10 protein-coding genes are annotated in these 13095 nt (G+C 58.8%); 3 read left to right on the top strand and 7 right to left on the bottom strand.

Annotated elements, in window-relative coordinates; genetic code table 11:
• Positions 1-90: 90 nt before the first annotated feature.
• Together H8B20_RS15470 and H8B20_RS15465 are read right to left on the bottom strand one after the other, a co-directional pair.
• The gene (locus tag H8B20_RS15470; protein WP_200611815.1) at positions 91-1695 is read right to left on the bottom strand and encodes a carboxyl transferase domain-containing protein; all 1605 of its coding nucleotides are present in this window, start codon (positions 1693-1695) and stop codon (positions 91-93) included.
• Positions 1696-1799: 104 nt separating this feature from the next.
• Positions 1800-2963, bottom strand: a complete 1164-nt coding sequence (locus H8B20_RS15465; protein ID WP_210623753.1) for an isovaleryl-CoA dehydrogenase — start codon at positions 2961-2963, stop codon at positions 1800-1802.
• Between the two features lie 297 nt (positions 2964-3260).
• On the opposite strand from H8B20_RS15465, the gene H8B20_RS15460 reads away from it, so the two are divergent.
• Positions 3261-4958 (top strand): AMP-binding protein, encoded by a 1698-nt coding sequence (locus H8B20_RS15460; protein WP_210623752.1) that lies wholly within the window; start codon positions 3261-3263, stop codon positions 4956-4958.
• Positions 4959-5624: 666 nt separating this feature from the next.
• On the opposite strand, the gene H8B20_RS15455 is transcribed toward H8B20_RS15460, so the two are convergent.
• From H8B20_RS15455 to H8B20_RS15445, 3 genes are all read right to left on the bottom strand, one after another.
• Positions 5625-6524: a hydroxymethylglutaryl-CoA lyase gene (locus H8B20_RS15455; protein ID WP_042559913.1), complete on the bottom strand. Its 900-nt coding sequence runs from the start codon at positions 6522-6524 to the stop codon at positions 5625-5627.
• Between the two features lie 144 nt (positions 6525-6668).
• Positions 6669-7067, bottom strand: a complete 399-nt coding sequence (locus tag H8B20_RS15450; protein ID WP_042559912.1) for a MerR family transcriptional regulator — start codon at positions 7065-7067, stop codon at positions 6669-6671.
• A gap of 197 nt (positions 7068-7264) precedes the next feature.
• On the bottom strand, positions 7265-8194 hold the full coding sequence (locus H8B20_RS15445; RefSeq protein ID WP_042559911.1) for a LysR family transcriptional regulator: 930 nt from the start codon (positions 8192-8194) through the stop codon (positions 7265-7267).
• 171 nt (positions 8195-8365) lie between these two features.
• Here H8B20_RS15445 and H8B20_RS15440 point away from each other — a divergent pair, with 171 nt between their 5' ends.
• Entirely contained in the window at positions 8366-9595 is a 1230-nt protein-coding gene (locus tag H8B20_RS15440; protein ID WP_115147313.1) for an acyl-CoA dehydrogenase, read from the top strand.
• A 144-nt stretch (positions 9596-9739) separates the two neighbouring features.
• Here the strand turns inward: H8B20_RS15440 and H8B20_RS15435 are convergent, their stop codons facing one another.
• Complete coding sequence (locus H8B20_RS15435; RefSeq protein WP_210623751.1) at positions 9740-11074, bottom strand: substrate-binding domain-containing protein; 1335 nt, start codon at positions 11072-11074, stop codon at positions 9740-9742.
• Positions 11075-11263: 189 nt separating this feature from the next.
• On the bottom strand, positions 11264-12076 hold the full coding sequence (gene xthA / locus H8B20_RS15430; protein ID WP_042559908.1) for an exodeoxyribonuclease III: 813 nt from the start codon (positions 12074-12076) through the stop codon (positions 11264-11266).
• 329 nt (positions 12077-12405) lie between these two features.
• Here xthA and H8B20_RS15425 point away from each other — a divergent pair, with 329 nt between their 5' ends.
• Positions 12406-13056, top strand: a complete 651-nt coding sequence (locus H8B20_RS15425) for a GNAT family N-acetyltransferase (RefSeq protein ID WP_007912451.1) — start codon at positions 12406-12408, stop codon at positions 13054-13056.
• Positions 13057-13095: the final 39 nt, after the last annotated feature.

Here is a 13095-nt window from a genome sequence, read left to right as displayed (position 1 = left end):
AAGCGAGCCTGCTCGCGAAAGCGGTTTATCAATCGACATCTCTGATTCCTGACAGACCGTTTCGCGAGCAGGCTCGCGCCCACAAAAGCATCACATCCGGAACACGCCGAAGCGGCTCGGTTCGATAGGCGCGTTCAACGACGCGGACAAGGCCAGGGCCAACACATCGCGGGTCTGCGCCGGGTCGATGACGCCGTCGTCCCACAGCCGTGCGCTTGAATAATAGGGGTGACCCTGTTCTTCGTACTGGTCGAGAATCGGCTGCTTGATCTCGGCTTCCTGCTCCGCGCTGAACGCCTGGCCGCTGCGTTCAGCCTGTTCGCGTTTGACCTGTACCAACACGCCAGCCGCTTGTTCGGCGCCCATAACGCCAATGCGCGCGTTCGGCCACATCCACAGGAAACGCGGGTCGTAGGCGCGACCGCACATGCCATAGTTACCGGCGCCAAAGCTGCCGCCGATGATCACGGTAAATTTCGGCACTTTGGCGCACGCCACGGCGGTCACCAGTTTTGCACCGTGCTTGGCGATGCCGCCGGCCTCGTATTTCTGGCCGACCATGAAGCCGGTGATGTTTTGCAGAAACAGCAGTGGAATGCCGCGTTGGCAGGCCAGTTCGATGAAGTGCGCGCCTTTCTGCGCGGCTTCGGCGAAGAGGATGCCGTTGTTGGCGAGGATGGCGATCGGGTAGCCGTGCAGATGGGCGAAACCGCAGACCAGCGTAGTGCCGAACAGTGCTTTGAATTCATCGAACACCGAGCCATCGACCAGCCGCGCGATCACTTCACGGACATCGAACGGCTGCTTGGCGTCGGCCGAGACCACGCCGTACAACTCGTCGCTGCTGTACAACGGAGCGATCGGTGTGCGCTGCTGCACTTCGCCGAGCTTGCGCCAGTTGAGATTGGCGACGCTGCGGCGGGCGAGGGCCAGGGCGTGCTCGTCGCTTTCGGCGTAATGGTCGGCCACCCCGGAAATCTTGCAGTGCACATCGGCGCCGCCCAGATCCTCGGCGCTGACCACTTCCCCGGTCGCGGCTTTCACCAGCGGCGGGCCGGCGAGGAAAATCGTTGCCTGGTTGCGCACCATGATCGCTTCGTCGGCCATCGCCGGCACGTAAGCGCCACCGGCGGTGCACGAACCCATGACCACGGCGATCTGTGGAATGCCCATCGCGCTCATGTTGGCTTGATTAAAGAAGATCCGCCCGAAGTGTTCGCGATCCGGGAACACTTCGTCCTGACGCGGCAGATTGGCACCACCCGAATCCACCAGATAAATGCACGGCAAACGGTTTTGCTGGGCGATGGTCTGAGCGCGCAGGTGTTTTTTTACGGTCAATGGATAGTACGAACCACCTTTCACCGTCGCATCGTTGGCGACGATCATGCATTCGACGCCTTCAACCCGGCCGATACCGGCGATCACGCCTGCGGCCGGAACGTCTTCGCCATAGACACCGTGGGCGGCCAACTGGCTGATTTCCAGAAACGGCGAGCCCGGATCGAGCAGGCGGTTGATGCGTTCACGGGGCAGCAGTTTGCCTCGCGAGGTGTGGCGTTCCTGTGCTTTCGCGCCGCCGCCTTGCGCGACCTGGGCGAGCAGGGTGTGCAGGGCGTCGACCTGTTTGAGCATCGCGGCGCTGTTGGCGGCGAATTCCGCTGAACGAGGATTGAGCTGAGTGTGCAGAATCATGTGCTACTCCGTAGCAGCTTCAAGTTTCAAGCTACAAGCTGCAAGTTGAGGCGAGAGCGCATGTCTCTTGCCGCTTGACGCTCGCAGCTTGCCGCTGACGAAATTCATTTCGTTTCGTTGAACAGTTCGCGACCGATCAGCATGCGACGAATCTCACTGGTGCCGGCGCCGATTTCGTACAGCTTGGCGTCGCGCAGCAGACGACCGGCGGGGAATTCGTTGATGTAACCGTTACCGCCGAGAATCTGGATCGCGTCGAGGGCCATCTGCGTGGCACGTTCGGCGGTGTAAAGGATTACGCCGGCAGCGTCCTTGCGCGTGGTTTCACCGCGCTCGCAGGCCTGGGCCACCGCATAAAGGTAGGCGCGGCTGGCGTTGAGTTGGGTGTACATGTCGGCGACTTTGCCCTGGATCAGCTGGAATTCGCCGATGCTCTGGCCGAACTGCTTGCGGTCATGGATGTACGGGACGATCAGATCCATGCACGACTGCATGATCCCGGTCGGGCCGCCCGACAGCACGACGCGTTCGTAATCGAGGCCGCTCATCAGCACTTTCACGCCGCCGTTGAGCACGCCGAGGATGTTCTCTTCCGGCACTTCGACGTCATCGAAGAACAGCTCGCAGGTGTTGGAACCGCGCATGCCGAGCTTGTCGAACTTGTTGCTGCGGCTGAAGCCTTTCCAGTCGCGCTCGACGATAAATGCAGTGATGCCGTGCGCGCCTTTTTCCAGATCGGTCTTGGCGTAGATCACGTAGGTGTTGGCGTCGGGGCCGTTGGTGATCCAGGTTTTGCTGCCGTTGAGGACGTAGCGCTCGCCACGTTTGTCGGCGCGCAGTTTCATTGAAACCACGTCAGAACCGGCGTTCGGCTCGCTCATCGCCAGCGCGCCGACGTGCTCGCCGCTGATCAGCTTCGGCAGGTATTTGGTTTTCTGTTCGTGGTTGCCGTTACGGTTGATCTGGTTGACGCAGAGATTGGAGTGCGCGCCGTAGGACAACGCCACCGAGGCCGAGCCGCGGCTTATCTCTTCCATCGCCACCACGTGCGCCAGATACCCCAGGCCTGCGCCGCCGTACTCTTCCGGCACGGTGATACCGAGCAGGCCCATGTCACCGAATTTGCCCCACATGTCGGCAGGGAACAGGTTGTCGCTGTCGATTTGCGCCGCGCGTGGGGCGATCTCTTTAGCGACGAAGGACTGAACCTGATCGCGCAGCATGTCGATGGTTTCACCGAGGGCGAAGTTCAGGGATGGGTAGCTCATGGGTCACCTTTTGGCTTTTTTGTAGGGTGGGGAGGGCGGCGGTTCAGCTCTCACCTTGACGTTAACGTAAGCCTGCGATGAGTGACTGTCAATCACACTTTACGTTAACGTCAACTTAGGCGAGAGTAGAGACAGTTCAAGATAGAAAACGGAGTGTCCCATGTAGGAGCGAGCTTGCTCGCGAAGGCGTCAGGCCAGTCGACACGGATGTCGAATCAGATGGCCGCTTCGCAGGCAAGCTCACTCCCACAGGGATTTAATCCGGCAAACCCGCTAATAAAGACAATAGGGGTCGTCATGGATCAACCCAGTGCAAATCCGCAGCGCAGTTACACCCGAGGTTCCCAGGACAAAGCCTTGCTGGCGATGACCATCGGGAAAAAGTTCGACCAGACTGTCGCGCAATACCCGGACGGCGAGGCGTTGGTGGTGCGCCATCAGCAGCTGCGCTACTCCTGGCAACAGCTCGCTGACGCAGTGGATCTGCATGCCAGGGCTTTGCTGGCGTTGGGATTGCAGGCGGGCGATCGACTCGGCATCTGGGCCCCGAATTGCGCGCAGTGGTGCATCACCCAATTCGCCACTGCGAAAATCGGGGTGATCCTGGTCAACATCAACCCGGCCTACCGCACCTCCGAACTCGAATATGTCCTCAAGCAGTCGGGCTGCAACTGGCTGGTCTGTGCCGGAGCATTCAAGACCTCCAACTATCACGGTATGTTGCAGGGACTTGTGCCAGAGCTGGCGGAGCAATCCATCGGCCAATTGCGCAGCGAACGTTTGCCGGACCTGCGTGGCGTGATCAGCCTCGACGCACAACCGCCGTCGGGTTTCCTGCCGTGGTCGCAACTGGCCGATATGGCCGCCAGCATCGCCCCGCAACAACTGCATGAACGCAGCGACAGCCTGCACTTCGATCAACCGGTGAACATCCAGTACACCTCCGGCACCACCGGTTTCCCCAAGGGCGCGACCCTCAGTCACTACAACATTCTCAACAACGGTTACATGGTCGGCGAAAGTATCGGCCTGACGTCGCTTGATCGACTGGTTATCCCGGTGCCGTTGTATCACTGCTTCGGCATGGTCATGGGCAACCTCGGTTGCATTACCCACGGCAGCACGATGATTTATCCCAACGATGCCTTCGATCCGTTGCTGACCCTGCAAACCGTCGCCGAAGAAAAGGCCACCGGCCTGTACGGCGTGCCGACCATGTTCATCGCCATGCTCGACCAGCCACAACGCGGCGAATTCGATCTGTCGAGCCTGCGCACCGGCATCATGGCTGGCGCCACTTGCCCGATCGAAGTCATGCGCCGGGTCATCAGCGAGATGCACATGAGCGAAGTGCAGATCGCCTACGGCATGACCGAAACCAGCCCCGTTTCGCTACAGACCGGTCCAGCGGATGAGCTGGAATTGCGTGTAACCACTGTCGGCCGCACCCAACCGCAACTTGAAAGCAAGATCATCGACGAGGCCGGCAACCTGGTGCCGCGCGGCACCATCGGGGAACTCTGCACCCGTGGTTACAGTGTGATGCTCGGCTACTGGAGCAATCCGCAGGCCACCGCCGAGGCCATCGATGAGGCCGGCTGGATGCACACCGGCGATCTGGCGAGCATGAATGACGATGGCTACGTGAACATTGCCGGACGTAACAAGGACATGATCATTCGCGGTGGCGAGAATGTTTATCCGCGTGAGCTGGAGGAGTTCTTCTTTACCCATCCGGCCGTGGCGGACGTGCAGGTGATCGGCATTCCATGTTCGCGTTACGGTGAGGAAATTGTCGCCTGGATCAAATTCCATCCCGGCCACAACGCTTCAGAACTGGAGCTGCAAACCTGGTGCAAGGAGCGTATCGCGCACTTCAAGACACCACGGCATTTCAAGTTTGTCGAAGAGTTTCCGATGACGGTGACGGGCAAGATCCAGAAATTCAGGATGCGGGAGATCAGTATCGAGGAGCTGAAAACAATTGAGCCCTAACCACAATCACTGTGGGAGCTGGCTTGCCAGCGATGGCGTCAGGTCAGCCAGCATCAACGTTGAATGATCTACCGCAATCGCTGGCAAGCCAGCTCCCACAGGGATTGGGGGGTATTCGGGAATCACAGAAAGCACAAAGGGGAGCCGAGGCTCCCCTTTAATTTTGTCGTCGCGTGCTCTTTTTTTATTATTGAGGGTCGGTCTATTGTTGTTTTTGGCAACCGTGGCCCTTTACCGCTGTTTTTGGCGACCCCCATCCGGGGTCAAGAGCAAACGTATTTTTTTGAGCGCTGATCTGCTTTCTCGTTAAACGATCCAACCGATTCGGGAGCTACCTGAAGGTAGTTTTATTATTCTCTGCCCGGTTGCGGGTCACTCCTGAGAGCACCCTGAAAAACACACCTTCTCCAAAAAAATCTGTTAGCTGCGTCTCTGCCGTGTTGTTTTTGTTATGTCAGAGTCGTTACGTCTTATTTTTATTGGTTTGCCGCTTTTTATTCTTGTTATGCCATAGAGATAGCAGGACGCGTGCCAACTTTAAAAAGTACTTATAAATCAATGGCTTGATATTTTTTCGGATTTTATCGACCGGTCAAAGCCAGACAATTTGTTTCCGTGTTACTCGCTCGTGCCCACTTTGCGGACGCAGCGGTAACACCCTTGGCCTCACTGTGCGTTACGGGCCTTGGCCACGCGCGAGCCGCTCGGGCGACCGAGCACCGCGCTGATTTGCTGACCCGCGGCAATCAAGGCGTCCAGGTCGATTCCGGTGTCGATCCCCAGGCCGTTGAGCAGGTAAACAACGTCCTCGGTGGCGACGTTACCGCTCGCACCTTTGGCGTACGGGCAACCGCCGAGGCCGGCGATAGAGCTGTCGAACACCGCGATGCCTTCGAGCAGACTGGCGTAGATGTTGGCCATGGCCTGGCCATAGGTGTCGTGAAAGTGCCCGGCGAGTTTTTCTCTTGGCACCTGCGCCGAAACCACTTCAAACAGGCGACGAGTCGCGCCTGCGGTGCCGGTGCCGATGGTGTCGCCGAGCGACACTTCATAACAGCCCATCGCGTACAACTCGCGCGCAACCATGGCCACTTGCTCCGGCGCGACGGTGCCCTCGTAAGGACAGCCGAGCACGCAGGAAACGTAACCGCGCACGGTAACGCCGTGCTGTTTCGCCGCGTCCATGATCGGCGCAAACCGCGCCAGGCTTTCACTGATCGAACAGTTGATGTTGCGCTGCGAGAACGCTTCGGATGCAGCGGCGAACACCGCGACCTCCTTGACCCCGGCCGCGACAGCATCTTCAAAACCCCGCAAGTTCGGCGCCAGTGCACCGTAGGTCACGCCGGGTTTGCGCTGGATCTGCGCGAACACCTCGGCGGACCCGGCCATCTGCGGCACCCATTTCGGTGATACGAAACTGCCGACTTCTATATAGCCAAGACCTGCGGCGCTCAGGGCGTCGACCAGTTGCACCTTGTCAGCCACGCTGATCGGTTGGGCTTCGTTCTGCAGGCCATCGCGCGGGCCGACTTCGATCAGGCGTACTTGGGAGGGGAGGGACATGGCGTTGACCTGCTTGAATTTTGATTCGTTGAGAGTCCTGGGGGAGCGCGCTTGCCCGCGATGAAGTCGGGTCAGTCAACATGAATGCTGGATGCTCCGGCCTAATCGCGGGCAAACCCGCTTCCACAGGGGAAAAGTTGACGCTTAAATGGCTTGCTGGCTCTTGAGCGTCTGCTCCAGCGCCTGCACGCAGCGCTCTTCGGCGGTATCGAGTTCCAGCTTCATCTGCTCGATGTCGAGCAATTGCTGCTCCAGTTGTTCCCTGCGCTCGCTGATTTTCGCCAGCATGCTGTTGAGTTGTTTGGTGTTACCGCTGGAGGGGTCATAGAGTTCGATCAGTTCGCGGCATTCGGCCAGCGAGAAACCTATGCGCTTGCCCCGCAGGATCAGCTTCAGGCTGACCTTGTCGCGGGGCGAATAGATGCGTTCCTGGCCGCGACGCTCAGGGCTGAGCAGGCCTTGCTCTTCATAAAAGCGAATTGCCCGGGTGGTGATGTCCAGCTCGCGGGCAAGGTCGGAAATGCTATAGGTCTGGCTGCTCATGAAAGCGCTCGATAAAAGGTCTTGGCGCTAAGCTAATGGCAGGTTGACGTTTACGTCAAGCGGGATGATTTTTGGTGTATTTGATGGCCCCTTCGCGAGCAGGCTCGCTCCCACATTCGACCGCATTAATTCAGTCAGAGAGCAATCCCCTGTGGGAGCGAGCCTGCTCGCGAAGAACGATAACGCGGTGTAATTTCTTACACCTTATCGAGCTTCTTCTCATGCGCCGTCACCTGCTGGCACAACTCGATCATCTGCTCGCGCATCCAGCGATTCGCCGGGTCCTGATCGGTGCTCTCATGCCAATACAGATGCGTCTCTACCGGCGGCACATCGTTGACCGGCAGATTAAACGCATGCAGTTCATGGCGACGGGCGAAACGCTCCGGCACGGTCATGACCATGTCGGTCTGCTGCATCACCTGGGACGCCATCAAATAATGCTGCGAGCGCAATGCGATCTTGCGCTGAATGCCCATTTTTCCAAGTGCCAGGTCCACATAGCCGAGGCCACTGCGACGGCTGGAAATATGGATGTGCGTCAGCGACAGATAGTCATCGAGGGAGAATTTTTCCTTGCCCGCCATCGGATGGCCCTTACGCATCGCGCAAACGTAGCGGTCTTCCATCAGCTTGACGTGACGCACCTGCGGGTCGGTGTTGAGCGGCGCATCCACGGCAAAATCCAGACGTCCGGCCGCCAGTTCCTTGGTGGTCTCGCGACGTTTGGACAGGAAGCTTTCAATGATTACCGTCGGCGCCAAACGGCGCAAACGCTGGAACAGCGGCGGCAGAATCACGGCCTCGGTGAGGTCGGTCATGCTGATGCGGTAGGTCTTGACCGCTTGCGCCGGGTTGAAAATGCGACTTTCCTGAACCGATACGCGCAATAGCGACAGCGCGTTGCGCACCGGGCCGATGATGTTCTGTGCCATTGGCGTCGGCACCATGCCCTGAGCCGTGCGTACGAAGAGCGGGTCGTTAAACGTTTCGCGCAACCGCGCCAGCGCGTTGGACACCGCCGGCTGCGTGATGCCGACAATCTGCCCGGCACGGGTAAGGTTGGCTTCGGTGTAGATCGCGTCGAAGACGATGAAAAGGTTGAGGTCGACCTTGCTCAGATTCATAACGCGGCTTCTCTTGTTTTAAGGGCAAGTGTTTTAGGGGCTGACAATCAGCCGATCATATATCGGTGATGAATGTTAATACACGCCGAGAATAGGCTAGGTAAATTATCAACGCTGTTCTAGCATCGATTGCATGACTTAAACAACCTCTGCCCAAGAAGGTAATTGCTCATGGATTTCGCTTATTCGCCCAAGGTGCAAGAACTGCGTGAGCGCGTGACCGCGTTCATGGACACTTACGTTTACCCGGCCGAAGCCGTGTTCGAACGCCAGGTTGCCGAAGGCGATCGCTGGCAGCCGACGGCGATCATGGAGGAGCTCAAAGCCAAGGCCAAGGCACAGGGGTTGTGGAATCTGTTTCTGCCGGAATCGGAGCTCGGCGCCGGTCTGACCAACCTCGAATACGCACCCCTGGCAGAAATCATGGGGCGCTCGTTGCTCGGGCCAGAGCCGTTCAACTGCTCGGCTCCGGACACCGGCAACATGGAAGTGCTGGTGCGTTACGCCAACGAAGAACAGAAACAGCGCTGGCTCGAACCGCTGCTGCGCGGCGAGATCCGCTCGGCGTTTGCCATGACCGAACCGGACGTCGCTTCGTCCGACGCCACCAACATGGCCGCCCGCGCCGTGCGTGATGGCGACGAGTGGGTGATCAACGGCAAGAAGTGGTGGACTTCCGGCGCCTGCGATCCACGCTGCAAAATCCTCATCTTCATGGGCCTGAGCAATCCTGATGCGCCGCGCCACGCGCAGCACTCGATGATCCTCGTGCCGGTTGACACCCCCGGCGTGAAAATCGTCCGTCCGCTGCCGGTATTCGGGTATGACGACGCGCCGCATGGTCACGCTGAAGTGCTGTTCGACAACGTACGCGTGCCGTACGAAAACGTCCTGCTGGGTGAAGGACGCGGCTTCGAAATCGCTCAGGGTCGCCTTGGCCCGGGCCGAATTCACCACTGCATGCGATCGGTCGGCATGGCTGAACGTGCCTTGGAATTGATGTGCAAACGCTCGGTGAGCCGCACGGCATTCGGCAAACCCCTGGCGCGTCTGGGCGGCAACGTCGACAAGATCGCCGACTCGCGGATGGAAATCGACATGGCGCGCCTGCTGACGTTGAAAGCGGCCTACATGATGGACACTGTCGGGAACAAAGTGGCGAAGAGCGAGATCGCACAGATCAAGGTTGTCGCGCCGAACGTGGCACTTCGCGTGATTGATCGGGCGATCCAGATGCATGGCGGGGCAGGGGTGTCTAACGATTTCCCGCTGGCCTACATGTACGCCATGCAGCGCACCCTGCGCCTGGCTGACGGCCCGGACGAAGTGCACCGCGCGGCGATCGGCAAGTTCGAGATCGGCAAATATGTGCCGAAGGAAATGCTGCGTAGCGAGCGCTGATTCGACACCGTGTCATCGTTCATCGCTGGCAAGCCAGCTCCCACAGAGACCTCCAGTGAGCACAAATTTTGTGAACACCCGAGAAACCTGTGGGAGCTGGCTTGCCAGCGATGGCATCAGCAGGTTCACCCAATCACATCAGGTTCAGTAGATCCAAACCTCAACCCGCCGATTCTTGATCCGACCTTCATCCGCGCTATTGGCTGCCACCGGCATCTGCGCGCCAAATCCGCGCACCTCGCGCAGCACCACGCCGTTTTTCACCAGCTCACGCCGCACGGCCATCGCCCGCAATTTGGACAACAAGTCCGCCCGCGCCGGGTCGTCCTTGACGTCGCCAAACCCCACCAGCGTTACCGCACGATCGATTTTGTCGTGGCGCTTTATATAGTCGAACACCCGAGTCAGATCCTGCCGAGCCTTGTTGTCGAGGCTGGCACTGCCTTCCTCGAAACGGAAATTGACTGTCAGACGTTGGGCGTGACGGCTGAGGGATTGATACCCCTCAGGCATCAGCGCATTCGGTGCGACGGTCATCGCATGCACGGTCTGACTGATGAAACCGTTCGCCGCAACAATCGCCTGGCCCTCACGACTTTGCGCAAACGCCACCAATGCCTTGGCCCACAAGTTTTGGCTGTCGGGCGGCAGATAGAAGAACAATCGTCGCGACAGCGGATAGTCTTCGGTGGCGATCAAGCTGTTGAGTGGCAGCATTGATTGCGACGCGCCATCGGCTATCGCCACCGCTTTGGCCTGCCGCACGTACGGCAAACCGATAAAGCCAATACCCTGTGGATCGCTGCTGACGGCGTCGGATAACTGCTCGCTGGATTCAAACCTTTTCGCCGCGCTACTCAGACTTTTCCCTCGACGACTAAGGACCAGTTCCTTAAACGTGTCGTACGTCCCGGACTGATCATCCCGCGCATATAAATGAATGGCGCCACCACGCCCGCCGAGGTCTTCCCAGGTTTTTAGCTCGCCACTGAAGATCCGCGCCAGTTGTTCGGTATCCAGTTGCTGCAATGGATTATCGGGGTGGAGGATGATAGCCAGGCCATCGATGGCAATGACTTGCTCGGCGCCGGGGCTTTTCAGATCGCCGAGTGAGTGCAGTGTCTGTAACTCGCCATCCTTGATCTCGCGGGAAGATGCGGCCAGATCGGCGCTGGCGTTTTTCAATGCAACGAATCCGGTACTCGAGCCGTGGGCCGCAACTTCCACGACAACGCGTTGACCTTGCGCGGTCTGGCCAACGATCCGCAGTTCATTGGCGGTGTCCGCGGTTTCGCGGTGAATCTTCAGCAGACCTTGCTCTCGCAGCAGTCCTTCAACCAGTGCCGGGCCGAGTTCGGCGCCAATGGTGTTGGATCCCTGGATGCGCAGTGCCGGGCCGTTCTGCGCGATGGGCAGGGCAGCGGCGGAGACCTTCAGCCATGTGCCCAACAGAAAAACCAGTAAAACACGCAGGGTCATGCCGGCACCAATTGAAGCCAAGGGGATTGCCGGGGAGATTAAGTCAGGCGCATGACCAAAACATGACAGCGATTCAGTGTGGGAGCGAGCCTGCTCGCGAAAGCGGTGTATCAGAAACATTTCCGTAACTGACACACCTCTTTCGCGAGCAGGCTCGCTCCCACAGGGGGATTTCAGGTGATTTGAGGATCAGCTCAGTTCAAGCCAGATCGGCGCATGGTCCGAAGGCTTTTCCATGCCGCGCAATTCATAGTCGACACCCGCCGCTTTCACCCGGGGCAGCAAACCGTGGGATGCCAGGATCACGTCGATGCGCAACCCGCGTTTCGGTTCATCTTCAAAGCCACGGCTGCGGTAGTCGAACCAGCTGAACATGTCGGTCACATCCGGGTTCAGGTGGCGGAAGCTGTCCGTCAGGCCCCAGTTTTTCAGGCGGGCCATCCACTCGCGCTCTTCCGGCAGGAAGCTGCATTTGCCGGTTTTCAGCCAGCGCTTCATGTTGTCCGGGCCGATGCCGATGTCGCAGTCTTCCGGTGAAATGTTCACATCGCCCATCACCACCACTGGCTGTTCGTTGCTGAACCGGCTTTCCAGCAGGGTTTGCAGATCGCTGTAAAAACGCTGCTTGGCGGGGAATTTGGTTGGATGGTCGCGGCTCTCACCCTGTGGGAAATAGCCGTTCATGATCGTCACCGGCACGCCATTGGCGTCAGCGAAAGTGCCCCAGATGAAGCGGCGCTGGGCGTCTTCTTCGTCAGTCGCGAAACCTTTGTGGATAGCAATTGGCTCCTGACGCGAGAGCATTGCCACGCCGTAATGGCCTTTCTGGCCGTGGAAATACACGTGGTAGCCAAGGGCACGTACTTCTTCCAACGGAAACTGATCGTCGTGGACCTTGGTTTCCTGCAGGCCGATCACGTCCGGCTGGTGTTTTTCGATCAGCGCTGCCAGCTGATGCGGACGGGCGCGCAGTCCGTTGATGTTGAAGGAAACAATCTTCATGGTCGGCAGTCCTGGCAAAAGGGCGATGCTAGCTGACATGTGGGATGGGGGCCAGTGTTGGGGGAGGCAGATTCGGTTTGGTCTGTGGGATTTGTGCTGTCTGCAATGGCGCCATCGCTGGCAAGCCAGCTCCCACAGGGATTTCCAGCGAACACAAATTCTGTGAACACCCGAGAAACCTGTGGGAGCTGGCTTGCCAGCGATGGCGTCCGTTCAGTCGATGAAGATCCCGCTTTGGTCTATACCTGTGGGGGAACTGCGCCACCCGCAAAAGGTTCGTACCAACAAGAGCCCCGCCATTCAAGCGGTGCCAGGGGAGAATCACTGACATGCCTGAAACCCAGACCGCCATCGCCGACATTCATATGCTCGACCGCGGTTATTCCCGCGAAGCCAGATCCCTGCTCTATCAGGCCTATCGCCACGAGCCGACCTTCGGTTACCTGTTCGAAGCCGAACGCCCCGGATACGAGCAGCGGGTGCGCGCGACGGTGCGCGAACTGGTCAAGCAGCACTTTCTTCAGGACTTGCCCGCCATTGGCCTGCTGGTCAACGACCGCCTGATCGGCATCGCTCTGATCGCGCCGCCGCAGCGCCGTTTGGGCATTACCGAAAGTTGGGCATGGCGCCTGCGCATGGTGCTCAGCACCGGTTTTCGCTGCACCCGGCGCTATCTGGAATATCACGATGCCGTCGCCGCGTGTGTGCCGAGTGATTCGGTGCACATGTTGCCGCTGCTCGGCATTCACCCGCAGTTCCAGGGCAAGCACTTCGGTGAGCAACTGCTGACGGCCGTACACAACTGGTGCGCGGTGGACGAAACGTCGCAAGGTGTGGTGCTCGACACCGGCAATCCGCGATATCTGGAATTTTACAAACGACAGGGTTACGAGGAGATCGGCGAAGTTGCTGTCGGCCCAGTGCGCGAGCATGTGTTTTTCCATGCCAATCCGCAGGTGTTACAAACTGCGACCGCATAATCATCGAACTTTTCGAGACAAGTCCGGTTCTATCAGGCT

Origin of the sequence: Pseudomonas sp. P42 (assembly GCF_017973755.1) — a bacterium.
Lineage (GTDB): Bacteria > Pseudomonadota > Gammaproteobacteria > Pseudomonadales > Pseudomonadaceae > Aquipseudomonas > Aquipseudomonas iridis.
Note: the sequence above shows the minus strand (reverse complement) of the source record. Positions and strands in the feature narration are given on the sequence as shown.